The following is a 24,225-nucleotide window of genomic DNA, read 5'->3' as shown; positions in this document are numbered from 1 at the left end:
TCTGTGTAAATTCGTGACAAGAAGAAAATGTTTTGAATATATCAAGGGTAATTTATGAATTATCCTTACAGTTTCGCTACAGGCGACAAGGAGTATAAAGATGAAAGAAACGATATTAAATATTATAAAAGATACAAATATTACCTTTGAACAGAGGGTATTGGGATTAGCCCGTGCTGCTGAAAACAGCTTAGATGTGCTGGAGATGACAGATTATGTAAAGGAATACAGGGAAGAGGGAATTATATGCGACCTATTTGAGGGGAATGCACCCTACAGACCGAGATATATCCTGCCCGATTATGATAAATTTATTAAAGATGGGTGTGAGTTCCTGAATATTACTCCTCCTGCAGATATTTGGGAAGCTGTAAATAATCTATTGATGTTTTATAAACATGTACCGTCCATAACGACTATGCCGGTATATATAGGAAATATAGATTATCTCCTGGAAAAATTCGTGACAGATGAAAATGAAAATGAATGCTATAGAGCCATAAAATTATTTTTAAAACATATAGACACAACTATCACAGATTCATTTTGTCATGCTAATATAGGACCCCGGGAAACTAAAGCCGGGATGCTCATATTAAAAGCCATGAGGGAGTTGGAATTACCTACTCCTAATCTGACATTAAAATACAGTGAAGAAACTTCCGACAGGTTAGCCATTGAATCTATAAATACAGCTTTGGTTACGGCAAAGCCTAGTTTTGCCAAAGACAGTATGTACAAAGAGGATTTTGGCGGGAATGAATATGGGATAGTGAGCTGTTACAATGGTCTGGAAGTAGGGGGAGGAGCCCATACCCTGGTAAGGGTAAGATTGGGGAAATTAGCTAAAAAAGCTGCTGATCGTGCTGATTTTATGGGGAGAGTTTTGCCAAAAGCAGCCCATGAGATGCTGGGATACATAGATGAAAGGATCAGATTTATATTGGAGGAGTCGGTATTTTTCAAAGTGAATTTCCTGGTAGCAGAAGGATTTCTGCATAAGGAAAAATTTACAGGACTCTTCGGGCTGGTCGGACTGGCTGAGTGTGTAAATCACCTTATGGAACTGGAAGGAAAGTCCGGAAGATTTGGAAGTAATGACACAGCCAATGAATTAGGGGAAGATATAGTAAAAGCTCTTACAAAAATACTAAAGGATCACAGGTGTAAATATTTTGAAAATGAAGAGAAAAAACATCTTCTGCATTCCCAGGTAGGTATTGAAACCGATGCAGGAGAAAGCCCGGGATGCAGGATTCCAATCGGTGAGGAACCGGAGATATTTGAACATATAGTACAGGCTTCTCCATTTCATAAATATTTTGCCAGCGGGATAGGAGACATCTATTCCTTCGACGAGACCTATAAAAAGAATCCCCATGCAATCCTGGATATAATAAATGGAGGATTTAACATGGGGCTCAGGTTTTTTTCCATGTACGGCAATGACTGTGATGTAGTGAGAGTCACAGGGTATCTGGTGAAAAAATCCGAAATGGAAAAATTAGATGAAGGAAAGGTAGTCTTGAGAGATACCACTGTCCTAGGAAAAGGTGCCAGAGATAACGGAAGGGTCTTGGAGAGAAAATTAAGGAAAAAATAATGATTTGCTTAGTTACAGGGGTAAAAAGACTTAGTCACAGAGATACACTGAGAGGAAAGAAAGTCACACAGAGAAAAAATAAAAACTCTGTGAAACTTTAATTTAAATCTCTGCGAAACTCTGTATTGGAATGATCTTTTTCCTTAACTGAGGAGTAGGATAACGTCTAGAAAAAGAATTATAACAAAAGCATTTTCTGTGAAACTCTGTGTCAAAAAAATATGAAATTGAATTGAGGATAATTAGTGATACATTTGAATTTCTTTATTAAATGATAAAGAAATTTAATACTCGTATACCTTTGGTGGCAAAAAAAGGTTTAGAATTTAGTAAGGGAAGAGTGAGTTCATGAAAAGAGCAAAAATAAATAAGATAATAAAGTTTTCCAATGTAGACGGTCCCGGAAATAGGATGAGTATATTTTTTCAGGGGTGTAACTATAACTGCCTGTACTGTCACAATCCAGAGACGATAAACAGGTGTAATTCCTGTGGAGTTTGCGTGGAGAGTTGTCCTGCAGGGGCATTGAGTATGGCAGCAGGTTCAAAGGTCTGCTGGGATAAGAAAACCTGTACAGAGTGTGGCAGGTGTACAGAGATCTGTATGAGAGATTCATCTCCTAAAACCATGGATTATAGTGTAAAAGAACTTTTAGAGGAGATAAAAAAAGTCAGCGGATTTATCCGGGGGATCACCGTAAGCGGTGGCGAAGCTACCCTGAACTATGAATTCATAACCGGATTATTTAAAGAGGTTAAAAAACTAGGACTCACCACCTTTGTAGACACCAATGGATCACTGGATCTGAGGGAGGATATCTGTAGTGAATTTGTCCGGATGACAGATAAATTTATGGTAGATATGAAAGGATGGGGCGAAAAAACTCATAGGGATCTTACAGGGAGGGATAACCTTCTTGTGAAAAAGAATATAGAGTTTTTAGGAAGTTTGGATAAACTGTATGAAGTAAGGACGGTAGTTGTACCCGGACTACTGGATAATGTAGAGACTGTGGACAGGGTATCCCGGCTCATAGGGGAGATCAACTCAAAAAATCAATTAGGGGATATTATCTACAAACTCATAAAATACAGACCCATAGGTGTAAGAAAAGAGATTCTGGAAGGGGAACTTCTAAAGATAGAAAGTCCTGCAGATGAAGTGATGGAAAGGTTATCTAAGCTTGCAGGAGAAAATGGAGTGGAAAAAGTAATTATAATCTGATTGACAGATAATAACAGATATGGTAAAATGATTAAGTTAAAAATCGGATATTCCTCTGTAACCTATATGCGTTATTAAGAATGTCTTAGAACTTAGGAGGAACAAAAATGAAAGAGAGATTAATCGCGTTAGTAGAAAAAGACTATATCAGAACTGATATGCCTGAATTTAAAGCTGGAGATACTTTAAACGTGTCTTTAAAAGTAAAAGAGGGAGCTAAAGAAAGAATCCAACATTTCGAAGGTGTAGTAATCAGAGTAAATGGTGGAGGAGTTGCTAAGACTTTCACAATCAGAAAAGTAACTGCAGGATACGGAGTAGAGAGAATATTACCTATTAACTCACCAATGATCGACAGTATTGAAGTTAAGAGAATCGGAAAAGTTAGAAGAGCAAGATTATTCTACCTTAGAGGATTATCTGGTAAGAAAGCTAGAATCACTGAACTTAGAAAGTAATCATAATGTTAAAAGCATCGAGGAAACTCGATGCTTTTTTTATTTATTTTTTCATTCCAGGAAAAAATAAATAAAAAAAGAAGCAGCTATGAGCTGCTCCTATGAATGAAGATAGGATCTAATAAAATTCTCTTGTTATCCTTACTTTTTATAACTTCATTGAAGGCTAATCTGGCCATTTCTTCGATGGGCTGTTTTATAGTAGATAACCCGTCTCCTAAAAATTTAGAAATCGGACTGTCATCGAATCCGATAACGGCTACGTCTTCCGGGACTTTTATATTTAATTCCTTTAATTTTTTTATGGCTCCCATTGCAATAATGTCATTAAAAGCGATAATTGAATCAAATTTTATATTTTTCTTTAGGAGTTCTTCTACCAGCAGATAACCATCCTTTCTAATTTCATGTGAGTTTGCTACAAGTTTAGGATCAAACAGGTTATTGTCTGTTAATATATTTTTAAAGGCCATAAATCTTTCCTCGTTGGCAAAAAGTTCCTTTCCCCCTCCGAGATAAGCAATTTTTCTTTTGTTTTTCCCTAAAAGATGAAAGATGGCTATTTTTATCGCCTTGTAGTTGTCTACCTGGATGGACTTAACCTCTATTTTTTTCAAACTTGAACCTATAAATATAATTCTAGTATCATATTTCAGAGCAGTTTCTAAAAAACTAATATCATTGGATGTAGGGATCATAATGATACCATCTACCCTTCTTTCTATTAATTTTTTTACATAATCCCTTGTCCGTTCCTTACTCCAGTTGGTGTTACACAAAAATATTGTATACCCGGCACGGTTAGAAACTATTTCAATCTCCCTTGCTAATTCTGCCATGAAGCCATCGGTTATATCAGGAAGGATAAGCCCGAGAGTTTTTGTTTTTTTCATAACCAATCCCTGGGCTATTGAATTAGGCACATACCCCATGGAATCAGCCGTTTCTTTTACCAGCTTTCTGGTAGAAGTCTTGATTTCTTTATGGTCGTTCAAAGCCCTGGATACCGTAGTATAAGACAAACCCAGCTGGCTGGCAATATTTTTAAGTGTAACTCCCATCATGCACTCTCCCGATAATTTCAATTGATAAATTCTTATTTTAAATTATAACTTAAAACGTTTTAAATATCAAACAATTACATAAAAATCCGTAAAAAAAAATAACTTTAAACAATATTTTAGATTTCTATAATTTAATTTTAATTAGGAAAAATAACAGTTTTAAGGCATATTTTGTTTATTTTATAGAATTTTTGTTCTAAATAAGTTATAAAAAAGGTTTGACAAATAAAAAAAAAAGAAGTATCTATTATTAGAAACTTTTTTAAAACGTTTTAAATATCGGAAAACTTTTAGGAGGATGAATAATGAAGAAAATTAAGTTTGGAATGGTGGGTCTTGGAAGACTTGGAATTCAACATGCTGAAAACATTGCTTTTAAAATTCCTGAAGCAGAATTAACTGCTATTTGTGCAATTGAAGAGGAAAGAGTGGAAGAAATTAAAACAAAATGGGGTGTTCCATATGGATATACTGATTTTGACGAGATGATTAAAAACAATGAATTGGATGCTGTGTTCCTATGCTCCCCATCACATCTGCACTGTGACCAGATTGAAAAAGCATTAGAGGCAGGGCTCCATGTTTTTTCTGAAAAGCCTTTGGGAACAACATTGGAAGAGTGTAAAAGGGCGGAAAAGGCCATTGAAAACCATCCAGATAAGGTGTTTATGCTGGGATTCATGAGACGTTATGATCCTTCATATGTATATGCTAAAAAGATGATAGACCAAGGGAAAATAGGGAAGCCATTTTTATTCAGAGGATACAGCCAGGATCCAGAGTCTGCAATAGCCGGAGCAATTGCCTATGCAGGCCATTCAGGGGGACAATTTATCGATATGGCAGTACATGATATAGATCTTTCCAGATGGCTTTTAGATTCCGAACCCATCCAGACATGGGGAATAGGCGGATGCTATAAGCATGATGAGTTTGGAAAACATAAAGACGGGGATAATGTATCCGCACTTTTAAAATTTAAAAATGATGCAATGGCATTTATTTTTGCCGGAAGAACGGCTCCCCACGGATATAATGTTGAGACTGAAATCATTGGAACTGAAGGAATATTAAGAATTGCCAATGTACCCCAGAAAAATTTAGTGGAAGTTTTGGATCCCAGTGGTGTAAGAAAAGAATGTTCTCAGGATTTCTTGGAAAGATTTGAAACTGCATATGTAGATGAATTAAAAGAATTTGTAGACTGTATTATAAATAAAAGAAAACCAGAGGTAACTGTATATGACGGGACAAGAACTACAATTGTAGCCTATGCCTGCAAGGAGTCATTTGAGACAGGAAAACTCATCGATATTCAAGAGAATTAATAAAATAGATGTCGGGTAGAAATTTTGTTACTGTAACTTCATGATTTTAACTTAGGAGGAAAATTAATGAAAAAATTATTAATGATAATAGGGTTAGTTTTGACGATGGGATTATTCCAGGGATGCGGAGAAGCATCAAAAGAGGAAGCAAAAAAAACAGACGATAAAAAACCAACAGTTGCTTATGTTATAAATAATTTAAATGACACATTCCAGACCTTTATATTAGATGCTGCACAAACCTATGCAAAAGAAAATGATGTTAATTTTATTGTAGAAAATGCAAAAGAAGATGTTATCAAGCAGCAGGATTTAGTACATTCGTTAATAGAAAGAGATGTAGACGCTATAATAGTAGTTCCTACCGATACAAGTGCTATGGGACCTATTACCGATGCTGCCATGGATGCCAAAATCCCACTGTGTTATGTAAATAGAAATCCATATGCAGGAAAAGAAGATAAAATGCCTGAAAATGTTTATTATGTGGGGGCCAATGAAATTACAGGCGGGCAAATGCAGATGAATTTTATAGGAAAAGAAATAAACGGTAAGGGAAATATTGCAATTCTTATGGGAATTTTAGGAAATGAAGGTGCCCTAAAAAGAACTCTCGGTGTAAAAGAAGTAATAAAAGAAAAATATCCTGAAGTTAAAGTACTTGCAGAAGAAACAGGGTTATGGCAAAGAGATAAAGGATTAGCAATTGCTGAAAACTGGATTACAACATATGGAGATGATCTTTCTGCAATTATTTCAAATAATGATGAGATGGCATTGGGTGCAATCCAAGCTTTAAAAAATAATGGTTTACTTAAAAATGTTAAGGTTATTGGATTAGATGCTACACCTGATGCCCTTAATTCCGTAGAAAAAGGAGAACTTAGTGCTACGGTATTCCAGGATGCTAAAGGCCAGGGAGCAACAGCAGCCAAAAATGTTATCGATGTTATTCAAGGAAAATCGGTTGCAAACAAAGTAACTTATATTCCATTTAAACTTATTACAAAAGAAAATTTAAATGATTTTAAGTAAAAAATATTATTTGAAATTATCTTAACTTAAAATATTATTTTAAGTTAAGATTCTTTGAATTTTAAATAGGAGTGGTGTAGTGGAGGTTAATGAATATATTTTAGAAATGGATAAAATAGTTAAAAAATTTCCAGGTGTAATGGCATTGAAAGGGGTTAATTTAAAGGTTAAGACCGGAGAAATCCATGCTCTCATGGGTGAAAATGGTGCCGGAAAATCAACTATTATGAAGTGCATAATAGGGATACACAGGCAGACATCGGGAGAGATTATTTTTAACGGTAAAAAAATGAAAAATTATGATACAGAAACGGCATTAAAATCAGGAATTTCAATGATCCATCAGGAATTAAGCCCGATATTATACAGGTCTATTATGGAAAATATATGGCTTGGGAGGGAACCCAAGAATAAATTTGGTTTAATCGATCACAAGACTATGTATAAAAATACCGTAGAAGTATTGAAAATGATAAATCTGGACATAAATCCTAAAACTTTGATGAAAGATTTAAGTGTTGCAAAGATACAAATGATAGAAATAGCAAAAGCAATATCATATGATGCCAGGTTAATTATAATGGATGAACCTACTTCAGCACTTACAGACAGGGAAATAGACCAGTTGTTTAAAATAATATTTAAATTGAAATCTGAGGGAAGAAGCATAATATATACCTCCCATAAATTAGATGAAATATTTAAAATAGCTGATACGATTACGGTTTTTCGTGATGGGAATTATATAGGCAGCAAGCCCAGCAAAGATATGTCCATGGATGAAATGATCAAGATGATGGTAGGCCGTGACATAGATGAGCTTTTTCCCAAGACACCCAGTGAGATATCCGGAACAAAATTAGAAGTGAAAAACTTAAGTGATGGAAATCATTTTGAAAATATTTCTTTTAACCTGAAAAAAGGAGAAATTTTAGGTTTTGCCGGGTTGATTGGTGCCGGGAGAACAGAGGTAATGGAAGCTCTGTTTGGTGTTCGTTCGATTATTGATGGAGAAATTTTAATAGACAATAAAAAAATAAAAATTGATTCCTCATCTACAGCCGTTAAGAATAAAATGGCCTTATTGACAGAGGACAGGAGAGAAACAGGGATTTTCCCCATGCTGTCGGTGAAAGACAATATGACTATAGTCAATATAGATGACTATATAAAGACCAACAAATTAATAAACTATAAAAAAATGAAAGAAGACGGAGAAAAGTATATATCTGCATTGGGGATAAAAACTCCAAGCTTAAATCATAAAATTGGGAATCTAAGCGGGGGAAACCAGCAAAAGGTATTGATTGCAAGGTGGCTTTTAACAGATCCGGATATACTTATTTTGGATGAACCTACAAGGGGAATAGATGTTGGGGCAAAATCTGAAATTCACAGGTTGATATCGAAACTGGCCTGTGAAGGGAAGAGTGTAATAATGATTTCATCGGAACTGCCTGAAATTTTGGGGATGGCTGACCGTGTGGTAGTGATGCATGAGGGGAAAATAACAGGTATTCTTGATAATGATGAGATGTTGACCCAAGAGAAACTTATGGAGTATGCAACAAATAAAAAAAATAATCACAGAAATGTTATGGATGAAGAAGAATTAGAATTAGCATTAATATAATTAAGGAGGCTAAAAGATGGCAGTAGAAACTGTTATAAAAAATGAAAAAAAATCTTTACTGAATGAACATACAAACGAATTGCTGAAAAAATATGGAATAGTTTTGATTCTTATAGCTATGATACTGGTTTTATCTATTTTAAGACCTAATTTCCTATCCATCAGAAATATATTTAATTTAATAACCCAGGCTTCTATTTATGGAATATTGGCGTTGGGGATGCTCCTTGTAATTGTTTCCAAAGGAATAGACCTTTCTGTAGGTTCGGTTCTTGCATTTGCCGGAGTTGTAGCCGGTAGTTTAGGGCAGACTATGGATGCCTTTGACAGGATGTTTCCAAATTTGCCGGAACTGCCCATAATAGTGCCCATAATAGTAGCTTTATTATTGGGAGCCTTATGCGGAGCCATAAATGGAGGCTTGATAGCTTATACCGGGGTGCCGGCTTTTATTGCAACATTGGGGATGTTTACTGCAGCAAGGGGAGCAGCGCTCATGTATACAGGGGGGAAACCAATAAGCAGTATTAATCATTCCATAACAATTTTTGGGTCGAGAATATTTAATGTCATTCCTGTTCCGGTTATTATTTATGGAATTATGATAATTATTACATTTATTATTATGAATTATTCCAAATTTGGGAAAAGTGTTTATGCAATCGGCGGAAATATAAATGCAGCAAAAATATCAGGAATTAAGGTTAAAAGAAATACAGTAATTATCTATGCCTATGCCGGGTTAATGGCCGGTCTGTGTGCAATAATCTTTATGGGAAGAACAGGTGGAAGTATTCAGCCTGCAGCAGCTACAGGGATAGAACTTACAGCCATAGCAGCGGCAACAATAGGAGGAACCAGTCATTCAGGAGGGATAGGAACTGTGTGGGGTGTTGTAATAGGAGCCTTAATATTGGGAGTAATGGCAAATGGATTCACCCTCTTGGGAATCAATGCATTTATCCAGCAAATTGTAGAAGGATTTATCATAGTGGCAGCAGTTGTATTTGATATGAGAAAGAATAAAATTAAATCTTAAATTATATGGGGAGAATCAATTATGATTAAAAATCAAGATAACAATGTTTTTAAATACGGATATAATCAAATTTCCAGGGAAGACAGCGGGATGCTCATGGATTTTGGTGTATACAAAATGAAGGCTGGAGAAAAAGTGGAATTATATAACAGGGATAAAGAAACGGCAATTATCCTTTTTCAGGGAAAAATTAAATTTTTATGGGAAGGGAAAGAACTGACTGCAGAAAGGGAAAATGTTTTTGACTGCGGTCCTTACACACTGCATGTTTCAAATGATAAAAAGGTGATTATAGAGTTTATCCAAGACGGGGAAATAGGAGTTCAAAAAACCATAAATCATAATTTATTTGATTCCAAATTATATACCCCGGAAGACTGCAAAGATAATATTTTTGGAGACGGGGTAATGGATGGAACTGCAAGGAGACTTGTAAGGGATATTTTTAAATATGAAAATGCTCCCTATTCAAATATGGTTTTAGGAGAAGTGATAACATATCCTGGAAAATGGTCAAGTTATCCACCCCACAGTCATGCTCAGCCGGAAATTTATTTTTATAAATTCACAAAACCTCAGGGTTTTGGAGGAGCATTTGTAGGAGAAAATGTATATAAAATACAAAATAACTCAGCTTTAATGATAGATGGTGGTTTTACACACCCACAAACATCAGCCCCTGGATATGGGATGTATTATTGCTGGATGATAAGACATTTAGACGAAAACCCCTGGACAAAACGAATTGACGATGATGCACATACATGGCTGCATGATAAGGAAAATAAAATTTGGCCTGAAAAATAAAAATATCAAATCTAAATAGGAAGGGTAAATATGAATACAATTAAATTAACAACAGCTCAAGCTCTTGTTAAATTTTTAGATAATCAATATGTTGAATTTGACGGGGAAGTTAGTAAATTCATAGAAGGAATTTTTACAATCTTTGGGCATGGAAATGTTCTTGGATTAGGCCAGGCCTTGGAAGAAGGAAATCATGGTTTAAAAGTCTATCAAGGAAGAAATGAGCAGGGAATGGCTCATGCAGCAACTGCCTTTGCAAAACAAAAGAAGAGAAAAAAAATAATGGCCTGCACAAGTTCTGTAGGACCGGGAGCCGCAAATATGGTGACCGCTGCAGCTACTGCATCTGCAAACAGGATACCATTACTTTTGCTGCCTGGGGATGTATTTGCAACCAGACAGCCGGATCCGGTATTACAGCAGATTGAGCAATTTCATGATTTGACCATATCAACAAATGATGCTTTTAAACCTGTATCTAAATACTGGGACAGGGTCAGCAGACCGGAGCAGCTTATGACGGCTCTGTTAAATGCCATGAGAGTGTTGACGGATCCTGTCAATACAGGAGCCGTGACAATAGCACTGCCTCAGGATGTGCAGGGGGAAAATTATGAGTATCCATTGGAGTTCTTTAAAAAAAGAATTCACAGGATAGAAAGAACTCTCCCTACAGATTCAATGATAAAGGATGCTGTTGAGGCAATTAAATCAGCCAAAAAACCTATGTTAATCTGCGGGGGAGGAATCAAATATTCCCAGGCAGAAGAAATTTTTAAAGAATTCAGTGAGATGTTTAATATTCCCTTTGGTGAAACTCAAGCTGGAAAAGGAGCTGTTTCTTCAAATCATAATCTGAATCTGGGAGGGATGGGAACAACTGGGAATTTGGCAGCTAACAGGATAGCCAGAGACGCAGATCTTGTAATAGGTGTTGGGACCAGATACACTGATTTTACAACTGCTTCTAAATGGATTTTCCAAAATCCACATGTAAAGTTTTTAAATATTAATATCGCAAATTTTGATTCACAGAAATTAGACGGGATTAAAATTACTGCCGATGCCGGGAAAACGTTGAAAAAATTAAAAGACAGCTTAGAAAACAGCTATAGATCGGAATATAAAAATGAAATTAGAGATGTTAAGGAACTTTGGGAAAAAGAGTGGAATAGATTGGTGGATATAACTTATGGTGAAAACTTTATTCCGGAAGTAAGAGGACTGGATCATGTATTGGAAGAATTCAAGAAAAATACCGGTTCATCTTTAACCCAGACCAATGTTTTAGGAGTATTAAATAACAATTTAGAGAACTCCATAATTGTAGGAGCTGCCGGAAGTTTACCTGGAGATCTGCAGAGAGTGTGGAAAAGCAGAGGTGAAAACGACTACCATGTGGAATACGGGTATTCCTGTATGGGGTATGAAATCAGCGGAGCTCTGGGAGTGAAAATGGCTGAACCGGCTAAAGAGGTGTATGCCCTGGTTGGAGACGGATCATATCAGATGCTGCACTCGGAATTGGTTACTTCTATTCAAGAAAAACAAAAGATAAATATAATCTTAATGGATAATATGGCATTTGGCTGTATAAATAATCTTCAAATGGGAAATGGAATGGGAAGTTTTGGAACCGAATTCAGGTATAGAAATGCAGAAACAGGAAATTTAGACGGGGAACTGATCCCTATTGATTTTGCCATGAATGCAAGATCCTATGGATGTAAGACATATAATGTTAAAAATGAGAAGGAGTTAATAGAGGCACTGGAAGACAGTAAAAAACAGACAGTGTCCACATTAATAGATATAAAGGTGCTGCCTAAAACAATGACAGATGGATATGATTCATGGTGGCATGTGGGGAATGCTTCGGTATCTGATAACGAAAAAATAAATAAGGCATATGAAGCATCAAAGCAGGAAAAGAAAAAAATAAAAAAATATTAATGGAGGAATAAAATGGATTCTAAAAAAGTAAAATTAGGAATTGCACCAATTGCTTGGACAAATGACGATCTGCCTGAATTAGGGAGTGAAAATACTTTTGAGCAGTGTGTATCTGAAATGGCATTAGCCGGATTTACCGGAAGTGAAGTAGGAAATAAATATCCTAAAGATACCGATCTGTTAAAAGAAAAGTTAGATATCAGAGGAATTCAAATTTGCAATGCATGGTTCAGTACCTTCTTTGCTGTAGGAAAAGAAGAGGAAACTATTGCTGAATTTATTAAACATAGAGATTTTTTACATACTATGGGGGCTAAGGTCATAGGGTGTTCCGAGCAGTCACACAGTATTCAGGGACTGGATAAATCAATTTTTAATGAAAAGCCTGTTTTCACAGATGAAGAATGGAATAGAGTGGCTGCCGGGTACAATAAATTAGCTGAATTAGCGGAAGAAAAAGGAATGAAGGTATCCCTTCACCACCATATGGGAACGGGTGTTCAGACTCCGGAAGAAGTGGATAAATTCATGGAAATGACTGATGATAATGTTTATTTATTGTTTGATTCAGGTCATATGTACTACTCGGAAGGAACTCAATCATCGGTTGAAAAGGTTTTAAATAAATATATAGACAGGATTGCCCATGTTCATTTAAAAGATGTGAGAGAAAATATATTAGGAGAAGTTAAAGAAAACAACCTTTCCTTTTTAACAGGGGTAAAAAAAGGTGCATTTACTATTCCCGGTGATGGAATAATTAATTTTGATCCTCTCTTTAAAATATTAGAAAATGCTGATTATACTGGTTGGATGGTCGTAGAAGCTGAGCAGGATCCTGCACTTGCCAATCCATTTGAATATGCTGTAAGGGCTAGAAAATTTATTGCTGAAAAAACAGGTCTTTAATAGAGGGGGAGTTTAAAAATGTTAAAATTAGGAATTATAGGAGCAGGAAGAATAGGGCAGGTACATGCAACAAGTATCACTAATAATGTTAAAAATGCCAGTGTTCATATGATCGCTGACCCATTTATGAATGAAGATAAAATAAAGTGGATCAATGAACTTGGAATAGAAAATATAACTACTGATTATAAGGAAATATTGGAAAATAAAGATATCGATGCAGTTTTAATCTGTTCATCGACGGATACTCATTCATCCATATCAATAGAGGCAGCAAGAGCTAATAAGCACATCTTCTGTGAAAAACCAATCGATCATGATCTGGCAAAGATCCAGATGGTTTTAGAAGAAGTAGAAAAAGCCGGGATAAAATATCAGGTTGGATTCAATAGAAGATTTGATAATAATTTCAAGGCTATAAAGGATGCTGTTACAGAAGGAAAAATCGGGACACCTCATATCATAAAGGTAACTTCCAGAGATCCTGAAGCTCCAGGAATAGACTATGTCAAGGTATCCGGTGGAATGTTTTTGGATATGACTATTCATGACTTTGATATGGTCAGATACTTATCTGAAAGTGAAGTGGAGGAAGTTTATGCCCTTGGAGGAGTACTTGTAAATCCTGAGATTGGAGAAGCCGGAGATATAGATACGGCTATCATAACATTGAAGTTGAAAAACGGAGCCTTAGGTGTAATCGATAACTCCAGAGAAGCAGCTTACGGGTATGACCAGAGAGCAGAGGTGTTCGGATCACTTGGGTCGGTAGCCATCTCAAATGACAGCGGGTCAAAGGCAGTTATCTCAACAAAAGACGGTATTGTATCGGAAAAACCACTTTATTTCTTCTTGGAGAGATATATGCAGTCATTTGGTGAAGAAGTAAATCAATTTGTAGAGGCAATAGTTAATGATAAAAATGTTCCTGTTAATGCAAATGACGGATTACAACCTGTATTAATCGGGTTAGCGGCAAAAAAATCTTTAGAAGAAAAGAGACCTGTGAAGATCTCTGAGATATTTTAGGAGGGAAAGATGAAATATAACGAAATTAAAAACTATTTAAATGGTAAGTTTGTATCGGGGATGGGAGAAAAGTATGATGTTTATGCTCCTATCAATGGAGAAATTATAGGTGAGTTTAAAGCCGCTACCAAAGCTCAATTGGATGAAGTCGTAGCTAAAGCTAAGGCTGCACAGGAATCTTGGGCAGGTTTAACTGCAAAATCCAGATCTAAGGTTATTTATAAATATAGAGAATTACTCATGAAGTATAGAGAAGAGTTATCTGTGGTTAACTGTGAAGAAAATGGAAAATCAATGGAAGAGGCCTATGCCGGTGTGGATAAGGCCATTGAATTAACTGAATTTGCTTGTTCTATCCCACAATTAATTTCAGGGAAAACCCAGGATGTCAGTAAGGGGGTTAACTGTAAAGAAGAGAGAAGACCCTTAGGAGTTGTAGCCTCCATTACTCCATTTAACTTCCCGGTAATGGTTCCTCACTGGACTGTTCCAAATGCAATAGCTCTTGGAAACGCAATAATCTTAAAGCCATCTGAATTAACACCGATCTCAGCAATGAAAATGGCAGAACTTTGGGAAGAGGCAGGATTACCCGAAGGAATTTTCAACGTAGTTAACGGTGGAAAAGAGATTGTTGAAGGGATTTGCGACAATAAAGATATCGTAGCTGTATCATTTGTAGGATCAACACCTGTAGCTGAAATTGTTCATAAAAGAGGGTCTGCTAACTCCAAGAGAGTTTTAGCATTGGGTGGAGCAAAAAACCACATTGTAGTAATGCCGGATGCCAATAAGGATGCGGGAAGTAGAGATATTATTTCATCTGCCTTTGGAATGTCCGGGCAGAGATGTATGGCTGTATCAGTAATGATCGGTGTAGGAAGTATAGATGAAGTGTATGGAGAAGTTGTTGCCAAGGCTAAAAATATGGTTCCCGGAGTGGATCTTCCACCGGTTATCTCAGAGGCAGCTATAAAAAAAATAGAGGATTATCTGGATTATGCCCAGGAAAACGGAGCTGAAATTGTAGTTGATGGAAGAAAAGTTAAAACAGATGAGGGGTACTTTATAGGACCATCTATTATCGACTGGGGTAACAGCAAAAAAATGAGCAGCGAAGAGATATTCGGGCCTGTCTTGGAGATAAGAAGTGCTAATACAATAGCTGAAGCTGCAGCTATTCAAAATGAATCACCATATGGGAATGCAGCTGCAATTTTCACTCAAAATGGTAGATTTGTAGATGAAGCCATCAGGGAATTCCAAGCTGGAATGCTGGGGGTAAATATCGGAGTGCCGGTTCCAAGAGAGCCCTTCTCATTTGGAGGGATAAAAGATTCTAAATTTGGATACGGAGATATTACAGGAGTTTCTTCCATAGATTTTTGGACAAATTTAATAAAAATAACTACAAAATGGAATCCAGAGCATAAAGTGGACTGGATGAGTTAATAAAAAATAACTATACAACTGAAATTTAATAAAAAATAACTGTAAAATGGAATCCAAAATATTAAGCGGGTTCCATTGAGGGGGAGAAGATGGAAAAAAAATACAGGGGACCGCTTCATGAGATGGCTCTTACTACTAAAACAGATTATTGGAATGATTCTTGTTCTATAGATGAATTATCCTATGCAATAGAAAATGGTGCTGTAGGAGCAACTACAAATCCCGTGATAGTTAAAAATGTATTAAAGGCAGAGCTTGAAAACTATGAGAATCAGGTAAAAGAACTCATTGCCAATAATCCAGAGGCAACAGAGGATGAGATTGCCTGGGTACTCATTGAAAATATGGCCGTGGAAGGAGCTAAACTCCTAAAACCTGTTTTTGATCCTGAGACAGGGAGGGGTAGGATCTCTATCCAGACAAATACTAAATATTATAGAAATTCAGAACTTCTTACAGAACAGGCTCTCCACTTCAACGATCTTGCTGAAAATATCCAGGTAAAAATTCCGGCTACAAGTGCAGGAATAAGAGCCTTTGAAGAGGCTACATATAGAGGGGTAAGCATCAATGCTACGGTTAGTTTTACCGTTCCACAGGCTATAGCTGTAGCTGAAGCAGTAGAAAGAGGTCTTAATAGAAGAGAAGAAGATGGATTGGACAACAGTCACATAAATCCTGTGTGTACCATCATGGTTGGAAGGGTAGATGACTGGTTAAAAGATGTAGCCAATAGAGATCATATAATTACAAACCCGGAATATCTTGAATGGGCCGGTGTCGCTGTAATGAAAAATGCCTATAATATATTCCAGGAAAGAGGATATAAAACTAAGCTCCTGGCGGCAGCTTACAGAAACCATCATCAGTGGTCTCAATTTATTGGAGGAGATATACTGGAGACTATCCCGTATAAATGGCAGAAGAGATTCAACAGTTCAAATATAGAGGTGAAGGATAGAATTGGTGATTCAGTAGCACCTGAGATAATAGATGAACTTCTCTATAAGTTTGATGACTTCAAAAAGGCTTACCTTCCGGAGGGAATGGAAGAGAAAGAATTTGATAATTATGGAGCAGTAACAAAAACTCTGCTTCAATTCAGTGAAGGGTATGATGAACTGGTTTCAATCATTAGGGGATACATGCTTATAGTCAGATAAAAACTGGAGGAAATTATGTTAAAATTTGATCAAAACAGACCTATGGACATCATCCCTATTGGAAGAGTTGCAATAGATTTCAATCCTACAGATATTCATAAACCCTTGGAGGAGAGTAAAAATTTTAATAAGTATGTTGGAGGATCACCTGCAAATATAGCAGTAGGTCTTTCAAGACTTGGCAAAAAAGTAGGATTTATCGGAAAAGTTTCAGATGACAGTTTTGGAAAATTTGTTACCAATTATTTCGAAGAAAATAATATAGATACAACAGAGGTAGCAACTTGTAAAAATGGTGAATCTCTGGGGCTCACATTTACTGAAATAAAAAGTCCAACTGAAAGTTCTATACTGATGTATAGAAATGGTATTGCCGATCTTATGCTGGAATCCAGCGAAGTTTCGGAAGAGTATATTAAAAATGCTAAAGCAATTGTTGTATCCGGGACAGCTCTATCGGCCAGCCCATCAAGGGAAGCCTGTTTCACAGCGGTAGAATACGCTAAAAAACATGGAACTATTGTGATATTTGATGTGGATTATAGGAGCTATACCTGGAAATCTAAAGAGGAAGTGGCAATCTATTATTCATTGATAGGAAGGTTAAGTGACCTGATAATAGGTTCTAAGGAAGAATTTGAACTGATGGAAGGGATTGCTAACTTTGAAGATAAAAGTGATATAGCAATTGCTAATAGATGGTTAGCTTATGAAAATAAAATTGTTGTTATAAAACATGGGAAAGAAGGATCCGTCGCTTATACTGAAAATTCATCCTACAAGATCAAGCCCTTTCCGGTAAAACTGCTTAAATCCTTTGGCGGAGGAGACGCATATGCTTCTGCATTTATCTATGGATTAATGGAGGGTTGGGATATCATCGATGCATTGGAGTTTGGAAGTGCTTCTGCTGCTATGCTGGTAGCAAGTCACAGTTGTTCAGAGGATATGCCCACTGCAGATGAAATCCAAAATTTTATAGATCTTAAAAAAGCTGAATTTGGAGAAATGGTTGCCAGAGGATAGGAGGAAATATGCTAGTTACCTTAAAAAAAATAATAGATGAATTAGGTGAAAATCAAGCGGTTCCAGCCTTTAATGTATATGGTTATGAGGATACTAAAGTGGTATTAGATGTGGCATCTTCCCTGGGAGCTCCTGCTGTTTTGATGACAAATAGAGATGCTGTTATGCATATGGGTTCTAGAAATTTATGCAATTTGCTTAAATCTATCGGTGAAGATTATGATATACCCATCTGCATCCACTTGGATCACGCAAAGTCTATGGAAGAGATAGAAGAAGCTGTCAAATCCGGATATACATCCGTTATGTATGACGGTTCTAATCTTCCCCTCAATGAAAATATTGAAAATACATCCAGGATAGTTCAGTTTGCTAAGAAATATAATGTAAGTGTTGAAGGTGAGATAGGATCGGTGGGATACAGTGACCCAAACATAAAAATTCAGGGGAAATATACAGATGTGGAAGAAGCTAAGATATTTTATGATGAAACAAAAGTAGATATTTTAGCGGTAGCGGTGGGAACCCTTCACAGGATGACCGGCCAGGAAGCCGTGATTAACTATGAACTTTTAAATGATATAGAAAAAAAATTGGATGTTCCCCTTGTAATTCACGGTTCTACAGGAGTAAAAAACAAAGACCTGATTCAACTTGCTAAAACAACTGTAAAGAAGGTAAACATAGGAACAGCTGTTCGAATGACTTTTGGAAAAAGTTTAAAATCACAGTTCAATACTGAAGAATTTGACAGGATAAAATTATTTGAAAAACCTATGAAAGATATAGAGGGAGTTATTTTAGAAAAATATAAATTATTAGGGTTTAAAAAAACATCTTATTAACTCGACTTGTACAAAAATAAATAAAAAAATAGACACTCTTAGTATAGAATTTTTGTTATAACAAAAACAATTTTATATTAAGAGTGTCTGTTTATGAACACTTTATCTTTAAATTTAGGAATTACCACGTAAAAAAATCATATTATAAAAAGGTGCTAATTTTGTGATGTAAAAATTATTAAATTTTAAAATTTAAAATGGAGGAAATCAACTATGAAAAAATTTTTCATCTTATTTTGCCTACTTTTAACCCTGGTAGGCTGTAAAACTAAAGACCCTAATTTTTTGAACAAAACCAGTTCAGAAGTAAAAATTGCATTTATGCCAGATGTCCATTTCCATGATGTTTATGCTGAATTTCAAGATGAGAGCTTTAAAGGAATTTATAGTAAAACCACTGAAAAATCTGCAACCATAAGAACTATGGAGTCACAACTTAATTCTACTAGATTATTTAATGAAAATTATTTTGCATTTATTGCAGCTTTGGATGATATTAAAGATAAAGGGATTAAATATGTTGTTTTCCCAGGAGATTTTTCAGATGATGGTCAACCTATCAATGTAAGAGGATTCAAAAAAATCTTAGACGATTATTCAAAAAAATATGGGATGGAGTTTTTAATTACCTTTGGAAATCATGATCCAGCAAGACCTTTTGAAATTCCAGGAGGAAAAAAGGATTATTTAGGAGCTAATGGACAAAAACAACCAATCAGCAGTAATGGTATGTATAAGAAAGATAATTTATCTAATCCTCCTATTGTTTCAGAGGAAGTTAAATTTATGGGATATGAGGGACTCTTCAATGAAGTGGGAAAATATGGTCTTTATCCTCAAGAGCAAATGATCTATTGGGAAACCCCTTTTTCAACCTATAATGGAGATAATTACTCCTTTGAAAAAGCAGTGAAAGAATCTAATCTATCTAAAAGAAGTTATCTTATAAGTCAACGTGGATCCGAGGAGAATTTAGTAGGAAAAGAATACTTAGTTCCAGATGGTTCATATTTAGTGGAACCTACAGAAGGTGTTTGGCTTTTAGTAGTTGATTCCAATGTCTATATTCCAAAAGAAACTCCTGTAGATAATAATCCTGAAAATGGTTCTAATTTTAATGGATCAGGGAATGCTGGGTTTAATGCAGTAATCACCCATAAAAGTCATTTAATTACTTGGATGAAAGATGTAGCTAAAAGAGCTGAAAAAAACAATAAGGTACTTATAACAACAGGACATTTTCCAGCAGTCGATTTTTATAATGATGCAGCTGAAGAGATAGAGGATATATTCGGTATTGGAAATTTTCAATTAAAAAGGAATCCAAAAGAAACTACCTCTAAAATTTTAGCTGAAATAGGAATTAAAGTAAATGTTGCAGGACATATGCATTTTAATGATACTGGAATGAAAAAATATTCTGACGATGAATTTATTTTTAACGTCCAAAGTCCTTCTCTTTCAGCTTATATTCCAGCTTATAAAGTCCTTACTGTTAAGGATAAAAATACAATAGATGTAGATACCATAATGTTAGATGAAGTTCCTAGATTCGATGAATTATTTGAGTATTACCAGACAGAATACGATTATTTAGATAAATTAGGGTATGATAATATCTGGAATAAAGATATCTTAACTTCCAAAAATTATTATGAATTTAGTGAGTGGCACATTAAAGAATTGGTTAGGCTTCGTTTCCTACCAAAGGAATGGCCAGAAGATATTAAAGAGATGATTTTTAAACTCAATGGAAAAGAGATGCTTATCCTTTCACAATTAGAAACAGAAATAAGTCTTGATCAATGGAGTAACGTTGACTTTAAAAATACCCCTGAATGGGTGAATGCAGAAGATAAAGCTGAGAATCTGTTAAATAAAGACGAATCTTTGGAAGACTATGAAAACTGGAGTGGATTTGACCTTATAACTGATTTTTATAAACTAAGAAATGCGGATTCCCTGGCTTTAAAAGATATCTCTCTTAGGAGAATTGAGCAATATAAACTTCTATCTAAAGTTCTTTCAGATACTGACATCAAACTTGTTTATGAAGACAATAAAGTTTCTGGGGAAAACAGTATATCAAATGTTTTCCAAAAAAGGTTTAATGGTATTTTTTCTATTATGTTAAAATTTTCTACAGATCTTCCGAGTGAAAATTTCACCTTAGATATTAAAAATGGTACAATAACAAAAAGATAAATTTAAGAAGAAAAAGTTGTAAATATGAGACAGAACCACGAAAAGTGCCGCAAATGCGACACTTTTTGTTATTTTATCCATTCCTTCCATATCTCAGGCTGATATCCTAGACTTACTCTGTCTTTCTCTCTGAGAATGGGGGTTTTAAAGAGTTCAGGAGATTCCATCAATAATTCCAGCGTATCAAATACATAGTATTCTAAATTACGCTTTTTAAATTCCTTCCCCTCTCTATCCAGCAGCTCCTCAATATCAAAAGTTTTTGTTATACTCTTCAACTCTCCTTTGGAGATCTCCTTTTCCTTGAGGTTGATAAATTGAACATTAATTTTTCTATCCTTAAAAAATCTTATGGCTTTCTTTGTGTCATTACAGTTTTTCATTCCAAATATCTGTATCATAGGCTGACTCCTCATATTAATATAATTATTATATTTTACTACAAAGATAAAAAAATGTTAAACTCTATCTTAAGAAAGATAATATTTTTAGGGGAGGTATAAAATGAAAAAAATAGCATTAGTAGCCCATGACAGGAAAAAAGATGAATTAGTGGATTTTGTGAAGGAGCACAGGGAATTCTTTTCTAAACATAGTTTAGTCAGTACAGGAACTACCGGAGGAAGGATCATACAAGCTACAGATTTGGAGGTTATGAGATTTCAATCGGGACCAATTGGAGGAGACCAGCAGGTAGGGGCACTTATTGCAACAGATGAGATAGAGGCAATATTTTTCTTCAGAGATCCCCTTACCTCCCAGCCCCATGAACCGGATGTACAGGCTCTTATAAGGTTATGTGATGTTCACAAGATACCAGTAGCTACAAATACGGCTACAGCCAACCTTTTAATTAAGGGGATGAAAAAGTAATAAAAAAAGATAAAAATTAATATTAATTTTTATCTTTTTTTATTATCTAGAAAATTATACCTGCAACGTTCCAAAATAAAACTTTTAAATCGTTTGACAAACATGTTACAATGGTGTATAACATATGTAAGCGGTTACAATATAAATGAGGAGAACAGAATGAGGATAAAAGATATAGCACAACTAGCAGGTGTCTCCACAGCCACAGTGTCGAGGGTTATAAATAACTCCACTTCGGTGAGAGAAGAGACGAGAAAAATAGTCTTAGAAGTGATAAAGGCTAAAAATTACAGACCCAATATAACAGCTCAAAATTTAGCTAAGAAGGAAACGAATACTATAGGAGTGGTGATACCGGACCTGGACAACCCTTTTTTTGGAAAGATAATAAAAGGGATCTATGAAAAAATAGAGGAAGAAAACTTAAATATAATCCTTTTAAACAGTTACGGCAGTCTAAAAAAAGAAAAAAGAGTAATAGAAACTCTGATAGAACAAAGGGTAAAGGGAGTTATAATAGTCCCTGTGGCAAAAGATAAAGATTCAAGTTATAAACATTTTAACAGGCTGGATGAATTTAAAATTCCCTATGTACTTGTAGACAGAGAGATTGAAGGGGATAATTTTTCCAAGGTATATTTAGAAAATAGAAAGGGTGCCTATAAGGCAACTAAATATCTATTGACTAAGGTAAGTGATATAGCCATGATCTCGGGACCTGTAAGAACCACTACAGCCACTAAAAGATTAAAGGGTTATAGTATAGCCATGGGAGAAAAAAACTTAGAGGAAAAAGTCTACTATGGTGATTATAAAATAGAATCAGGGTATAAGATAATAACCGAAATAATCAGGGATAACAAGCTTCCTGAAGCACTATTTGTGGCCAACAATATGATGACCTTGGGAGTTATAAAGGGGCTTATTGAAAATAATATTAAAATTTCAGAAAATATCCTGATATTCAGTTTTGATGAGGTGGAAATGGCTGAAATTTTTGGGGTAAAAATAGATTATTTAGAATTTGATGTAAAATCTATTGGAGAAAAGGCAGTAGATATCCTAAAGGGAAAATTAAATGGAGATAAATCCAGAAAGATCGTAAAAATTCCAGGGGAAATAAAAAAATAAATTTTTTAACATAAGATGTAAGCGGTTACAGGGAGGGAAAATGAAAAAAATATTAGTAATTGGAAGTCTCAATATGGATTTGGTTACCATGAGTGAAAGGCATCCTAAATTAGGAGAAACAATTATTGGGAAAAGCTTTTTCCAGATTCCAGGAGGGAAAGGAGGCAACCAGGCAGTGGCCATAGCTAAATTAGGTGGAGATGTAACTATGTTTGGCTGTGTAGGGAAAGATTCCCATGGAGATATATTAATAGAGGGATTAAAAAAGAACAATGTAAATACAGGGTGTATAAAAAAAGGTGAAAGAAATACAGGGATAGCTTCAATAGTGGTAGATGAAAACGCAGACAATACAATAATAGTAGTCCCGGGAGCTAATTTTGAGATAAGTACAGATGATATAGATAAAAATATAGACCTGATAAAAAATGCAGATATAGTTCTCCTTCAACTGGAAATTCCTATAGATGTTGTGGAATATATCCTGAAAAAATCAAAGGAATATAATAAAATCACGATACTTAATCCGGCCCCGGCTGAAAAGCTGTCCATGGATATAATAAAAAATGTAGACTACCTGGTGCCCAATGAAACCGAATTAGAGCTGCTCAGCGGGATGCCTGCAGATTCACAGGAAGAGGTATTAGTGGCCGCTAAAAAACTTATGGATATGGGAGTAAAAAATCTCATAGTTACCATGGGAAAAAATGGTTCGGTCTTTGTAGGAAAAGATAAGGTAGTAAAAGTAGGAATCCATAAAGTGAAAGCAGTAGATCCTACAGCAGCAGGAGATTCATTTATCGGCGGAGTTATCAGGATGCTGGCAGAAGGAAAAAAAATAGAGGAAGCTATGGAATTCGGGGCTCGTGTAGGAGCCATAACAGTAACAAAAGAGGGAGCACAGAGTTCGCTGCCTACATGGGATGAAGTGGTAAATTATAAATTTTAGGTAAATTGAAGGGGTAATTCATGAATTACCCGTACCATAAATTAGTGAAGATTGGTGGCAAAGAAAGAAAAAAGAAGTAGGGGGAAAATTTATGAAAAAAGGCAGATTATTAAACAGCGAGATCAGTTCTGTGATATCTACCATGGGACATACAGACCATATAACTGTAGGAGATGCAGGGCTGCCGATTCCAAATGAGGTAAAGAGGATAGATTTGGCAGTGGAAAAGGGAGTGCCTACTTTTTTAGGGACTTTAGAAGTGATCTTAGATGAATTAAAGGTAGAAGAAGTGGTGATTGCTGAGGAGATGAAGGATATAAGCGGTGAATTTTACACTAAGTTATTAAAATTACTGGAGATAAAATGCGGAGAAATCACCATTATAGAAGTATCCCATGAGGAATTTAAAGGAATAACTAAAGAGAGTAAAGCTGTGGTGAGAACTGGAGAGTGTACACCATATGCCAATATTATTTTGAAATCAGGAGTAACATTCTAA

At 35.5% G+C, this 24,225-nt stretch carries 22 protein-coding genes; 20 read left to right on the top strand and 2 right to left on the bottom strand.

Features of this window, described 5'->3' with window-relative positions; genetic code table 11:
* The first annotated feature begins 100 nt into the window (after nt 1-100).
* The 3 genes from DYH56_RS08955 to rplS all read left to right on the top strand — a co-directional run bounded on the left by DYH56_RS08955 (nt 101) and on the right by rplS (nt 3,285).
* A complete protein-coding gene (locus DYH56_RS08955; RefSeq protein ID WP_114642505.1) occupies nt 101-1,603 on the top strand; it encodes a YjjI family glycine radical enzyme in 1,503 nt (500 codons plus the stop codon).
* A 348-nt stretch (nt 1,604-1,951) separates the two neighbouring features.
* The gene (locus DYH56_RS08950; protein ID WP_114642504.1) at nt 1,952-2,827 is read left to right on the top strand and encodes a YjjW family glycine radical enzyme activase; all 876 of its coding nucleotides are present in this window, start codon (nt 1,952-1,954) and stop codon (nt 2,825-2,827) included.
* A gap of 107 nt (nt 2,828-2,934) precedes the next feature.
* Entirely contained in the window at nt 2,935-3,285 is a 351-nt protein-coding gene (rplS, locus tag DYH56_RS08945) for a 50S ribosomal protein L19 (protein WP_114642503.1), read from the top strand.
* An 86-nt stretch (nt 3,286-3,371) separates the two neighbouring features.
* On the opposite strand, the gene DYH56_RS08940 is transcribed toward rplS, so the two are convergent.
* The gene (locus tag DYH56_RS08940; protein ID WP_114642502.1) at nt 3,372-4,349 is read right to left on the bottom strand and encodes a LacI family DNA-binding transcriptional regulator; all 978 of its coding nucleotides are present in this window, start codon (nt 4,347-4,349) and stop codon (nt 3,372-3,374) included.
* Nucleotides 4,350-4,654: 305 nt separating this feature from the next.
* Between DYH56_RS08940 and iolG (DYH56_RS08935) the strand changes: the two genes are divergently transcribed.
* The 13 genes from iolG (DYH56_RS08935) to DYH56_RS08875 all read left to right on the top strand — a co-directional run bounded on the left by iolG (DYH56_RS08935) (nt 4,655) and on the right by DYH56_RS08875 (nt 20,773).
* Complete coding sequence (gene iolG / locus DYH56_RS08935; protein WP_114642501.1) at nt 4,655-5,677, top strand: inositol 2-dehydrogenase; 1,023 nt, start codon at nt 4,655-4,657, stop codon at nt 5,675-5,677.
* A 66-nt stretch (nt 5,678-5,743) separates the two neighbouring features.
* Complete coding sequence (locus DYH56_RS08930) at nt 5,744-6,712, top strand: substrate-binding domain-containing protein (protein WP_199533006.1); 969 nt, start codon at nt 5,744-5,746, stop codon at nt 6,710-6,712.
* A gap of 106 nt (nt 6,713-6,818) precedes the next feature.
* Complete coding sequence (locus tag DYH56_RS08925; RefSeq protein WP_202922763.1) at nt 6,819-8,345, top strand: sugar ABC transporter ATP-binding protein; 1,527 nt, start codon at nt 6,819-6,821, stop codon at nt 8,343-8,345.
* A gap of 16 nt (nt 8,346-8,361) precedes the next feature.
* Complete coding sequence (locus DYH56_RS08920; RefSeq protein WP_114642499.1) at nt 8,362-9,384, top strand: ABC transporter permease; 1,023 nt, start codon at nt 8,362-8,364, stop codon at nt 9,382-9,384.
* Between the two features lie 21 nt (nt 9,385-9,405).
* A complete protein-coding gene (locus DYH56_RS08915) occupies nt 9,406-10,191 on the top strand; it encodes a 5-deoxy-glucuronate isomerase (protein WP_114642498.1) in 786 nt (261 codons plus the stop codon).
* A 30-nt stretch (nt 10,192-10,221) separates the two neighbouring features.
* On the top strand, nt 10,222-12,144 hold the full coding sequence (gene iolD / locus DYH56_RS08910) for a 3D-(3,5/4)-trihydroxycyclohexane-1,2-dione acylhydrolase (decyclizing) (RefSeq protein WP_114642497.1): 1,923 nt from the start codon (nt 10,222-10,224) through the stop codon (nt 12,142-12,144).
* Between the two features lie 12 nt (nt 12,145-12,156).
* Nucleotides 12,157-13,053 carry a myo-inosose-2 dehydratase gene (gene iolE / locus DYH56_RS08905; RefSeq protein ID WP_114642496.1) on the top strand — a complete coding sequence of 299 codons (897 nt, stop codon included), beginning with the start codon at nt 12,157-12,159 and terminating at the stop codon, nt 13,051-13,053.
* Nucleotides 13,054-13,071: 18 nt separating this feature from the next.
* Nucleotides 13,072-14,082, top strand: a complete 1,011-nt coding sequence (gene iolG / locus DYH56_RS08900; RefSeq protein ID WP_114642495.1) for an inositol 2-dehydrogenase — start codon at nt 13,072-13,074, stop codon at nt 14,080-14,082.
* Nucleotides 14,083-14,091: 9 nt separating this feature from the next.
* Entirely contained in the window at nt 14,092-15,534 is a 1,443-nt protein-coding gene (gene mmsA, locus DYH56_RS08895; protein ID WP_114642494.1) for a CoA-acylating methylmalonate-semialdehyde dehydrogenase, read from the top strand.
* An 89-nt stretch (nt 15,535-15,623) separates the two neighbouring features.
* Nucleotides 15,624-16,697 carry a transaldolase family protein gene (locus tag DYH56_RS08890; protein WP_199533005.1) on the top strand — a complete coding sequence of 358 codons (1,074 nt, stop codon included), beginning with the start codon at nt 15,624-15,626 and terminating at the stop codon, nt 16,695-16,697.
* Nucleotides 16,698-16,712: 15 nt separating this feature from the next.
* Entirely contained in the window at nt 16,713-17,723 is a 1,011-nt protein-coding gene (gene iolC, locus DYH56_RS08885) for a 5-dehydro-2-deoxygluconokinase (RefSeq protein ID WP_114642493.1), read from the top strand.
* An 8-nt stretch (nt 17,724-17,731) separates the two neighbouring features.
* Nucleotides 17,732-18,568 carry a class II fructose-bisphosphate aldolase gene (locus tag DYH56_RS08880; protein WP_114642492.1) on the top strand — a complete coding sequence of 279 codons (837 nt, stop codon included), beginning with the start codon at nt 17,732-17,734 and terminating at the stop codon, nt 18,566-18,568.
* 213 nt (nt 18,569-18,781) lie between these two features.
* Nucleotides 18,782-20,773: a metallophosphoesterase family protein gene (locus tag DYH56_RS08875; RefSeq protein WP_114642491.1), complete on the top strand. Its 1,992-nt coding sequence runs from the start codon at nt 18,782-18,784 to the stop codon at nt 20,771-20,773.
* Between the two features lie 68 nt (nt 20,774-20,841).
* Here DYH56_RS08875 and DYH56_RS08870 read toward each other — a convergent pair whose 3' ends face one another.
* Nucleotides 20,842-21,174 (bottom strand): arsenate reductase family protein, encoded by a 333-nt coding sequence (locus DYH56_RS08870; RefSeq protein WP_114642490.1) that lies wholly within the window; start codon nt 21,172-21,174, stop codon nt 20,842-20,844.
* 103 nt (nt 21,175-21,277) lie between these two features.
* On the opposite strand from DYH56_RS08870, the gene mgsA reads away from it, so the two are divergent.
* The 4 genes from mgsA to rbsD all read left to right on the top strand — a co-directional run bounded on the left by mgsA (nt 21,278) and on the right by rbsD (nt 24,225).
* On the top strand, nt 21,278-21,646 hold the full coding sequence (gene mgsA, locus DYH56_RS08865) for a methylglyoxal synthase (protein ID WP_114642489.1): 369 nt from the start codon (nt 21,278-21,280) through the stop codon (nt 21,644-21,646).
* Between the two features lie 159 nt (nt 21,647-21,805).
* A complete protein-coding gene (locus DYH56_RS08860) occupies nt 21,806-22,777 on the top strand; it encodes a LacI family DNA-binding transcriptional regulator (protein ID WP_158539105.1) in 972 nt (323 codons plus the stop codon).
* A 40-nt stretch (nt 22,778-22,817) separates the two neighbouring features.
* Nucleotides 22,818-23,726: a ribokinase gene (gene rbsK / locus DYH56_RS08855; protein ID WP_114642487.1), complete on the top strand. Its 909-nt coding sequence runs from the start codon at nt 22,818-22,820 to the stop codon at nt 23,724-23,726.
* Nucleotides 23,727-23,817: 91 nt separating this feature from the next.
* A complete protein-coding gene (gene rbsD, locus DYH56_RS08850) occupies nt 23,818-24,225 on the top strand; it encodes a D-ribose pyranase (protein ID WP_114642486.1) in 408 nt (135 codons plus the stop codon).

The sequence above is a fragment of the Psychrilyobacter piezotolerans genome (assembly GCF_003391055.1).
Classification (GTDB): Bacteria; Fusobacteriota; Fusobacteriia; order Fusobacteriales; family Fusobacteriaceae; genus Psychrilyobacter; species Psychrilyobacter piezotolerans.
This window is presented reverse-complemented; position numbering and strand designations above follow the sequence as displayed.

Excerpts from the sequence above, each read along its gene's own strand:
- DYH56_RS08940 (WP_114642502.1), bottom strand. The coding sequence starts at position 4,349 with ATGATGGGAGTTACACTTAAAAATATTGCCAGCCAGCTGGGTTTGTCT.
- mmsA (WP_114642494.1), top strand. The coding sequence starts at position 14,092 with ATGAAATATAACGAAATTAAAAACTATTTAAATGGTAAGTTTGTATCG.
- DYH56_RS08930 (WP_199533006.1), top strand. The coding sequence starts at position 5,744 with ATGAAAAAATTATTAATGATAATAGGGTTAGTTTTGACGATGGGATTA.
- DYH56_RS08870 (WP_114642490.1), bottom strand. The coding sequence starts at position 21,174 with ATGATACAGATATTTGGAATGAAAAACTGTAATGACACAAAGAAAGCC.
- iolG (WP_114642501.1), top strand. The coding sequence starts at position 4,655 with ATGAAGAAAATTAAGTTTGGAATGGTGGGTCTTGGAAGACTTGGAATT.
- DYH56_RS08955 (WP_114642505.1), top strand. The coding sequence starts at position 101 with ATGAAAGAAACGATATTAAATATTATAAAAGATACAAATATTACCTTT.
- DYH56_RS08880 (WP_114642492.1), top strand. The coding sequence starts at position 17,732 with ATGCTAGTTACCTTAAAAAAAATAATAGATGAATTAGGTGAAAATCAA.
- DYH56_RS08875 (WP_114642491.1), top strand. The coding sequence starts at position 18,782 with ATGAAAAAATTTTTCATCTTATTTTGCCTACTTTTAACCCTGGTAGGC.
- iolC (WP_114642493.1), top strand. The coding sequence starts at position 16,713 with ATGTTAAAATTTGATCAAAACAGACCTATGGACATCATCCCTATTGGA.
- DYH56_RS08915 (WP_114642498.1), top strand. The coding sequence starts at position 9,406 with ATGATTAAAAATCAAGATAACAATGTTTTTAAATACGGATATAATCAA.
- rplS (WP_114642503.1), top strand. The coding sequence starts at position 2,935 with ATGAAAGAGAGATTAATCGCGTTAGTAGAAAAAGACTATATCAGAACT.
- DYH56_RS08860 (WP_158539105.1), top strand. The coding sequence starts at position 21,806 with ATGAGGATAAAAGATATAGCACAACTAGCAGGTGTCTCCACAGCCACA.
- DYH56_RS08920 (WP_114642499.1), top strand. The coding sequence starts at position 8,362 with ATGGCAGTAGAAACTGTTATAAAAAATGAAAAAAAATCTTTACTGAAT.
- DYH56_RS08950 (WP_114642504.1), top strand. The coding sequence starts at position 1,952 with ATGAAAAGAGCAAAAATAAATAAGATAATAAAGTTTTCCAATGTAGAC.
- DYH56_RS08925 (WP_202922763.1), top strand. The coding sequence starts at position 6,819 with ATGGATAAAATAGTTAAAAAATTTCCAGGTGTAATGGCATTGAAAGGG.
- mgsA (WP_114642489.1), top strand. The coding sequence starts at position 21,278 with ATGAAAAAAATAGCATTAGTAGCCCATGACAGGAAAAAAGATGAATTA.
- DYH56_RS08890 (WP_199533005.1), top strand. The coding sequence starts at position 15,624 with ATGGAAAAAAAATACAGGGGACCGCTTCATGAGATGGCTCTTACTACT.
- iolE (WP_114642496.1), top strand. The coding sequence starts at position 12,157 with ATGGATTCTAAAAAAGTAAAATTAGGAATTGCACCAATTGCTTGGACA.
- iolG (WP_114642495.1), top strand. The coding sequence starts at position 13,072 with ATGTTAAAATTAGGAATTATAGGAGCAGGAAGAATAGGGCAGGTACAT.
- iolD (WP_114642497.1), top strand. The coding sequence starts at position 10,222 with ATGAATACAATTAAATTAACAACAGCTCAAGCTCTTGTTAAATTTTTA.
- rbsK (WP_114642487.1), top strand. The coding sequence starts at position 22,818 with ATGAAAAAAATATTAGTAATTGGAAGTCTCAATATGGATTTGGTTACC.
- rbsD (WP_114642486.1), top strand. The coding sequence starts at position 23,818 with ATGAAAAAAGGCAGATTATTAAACAGCGAGATCAGTTCTGTGATATCT.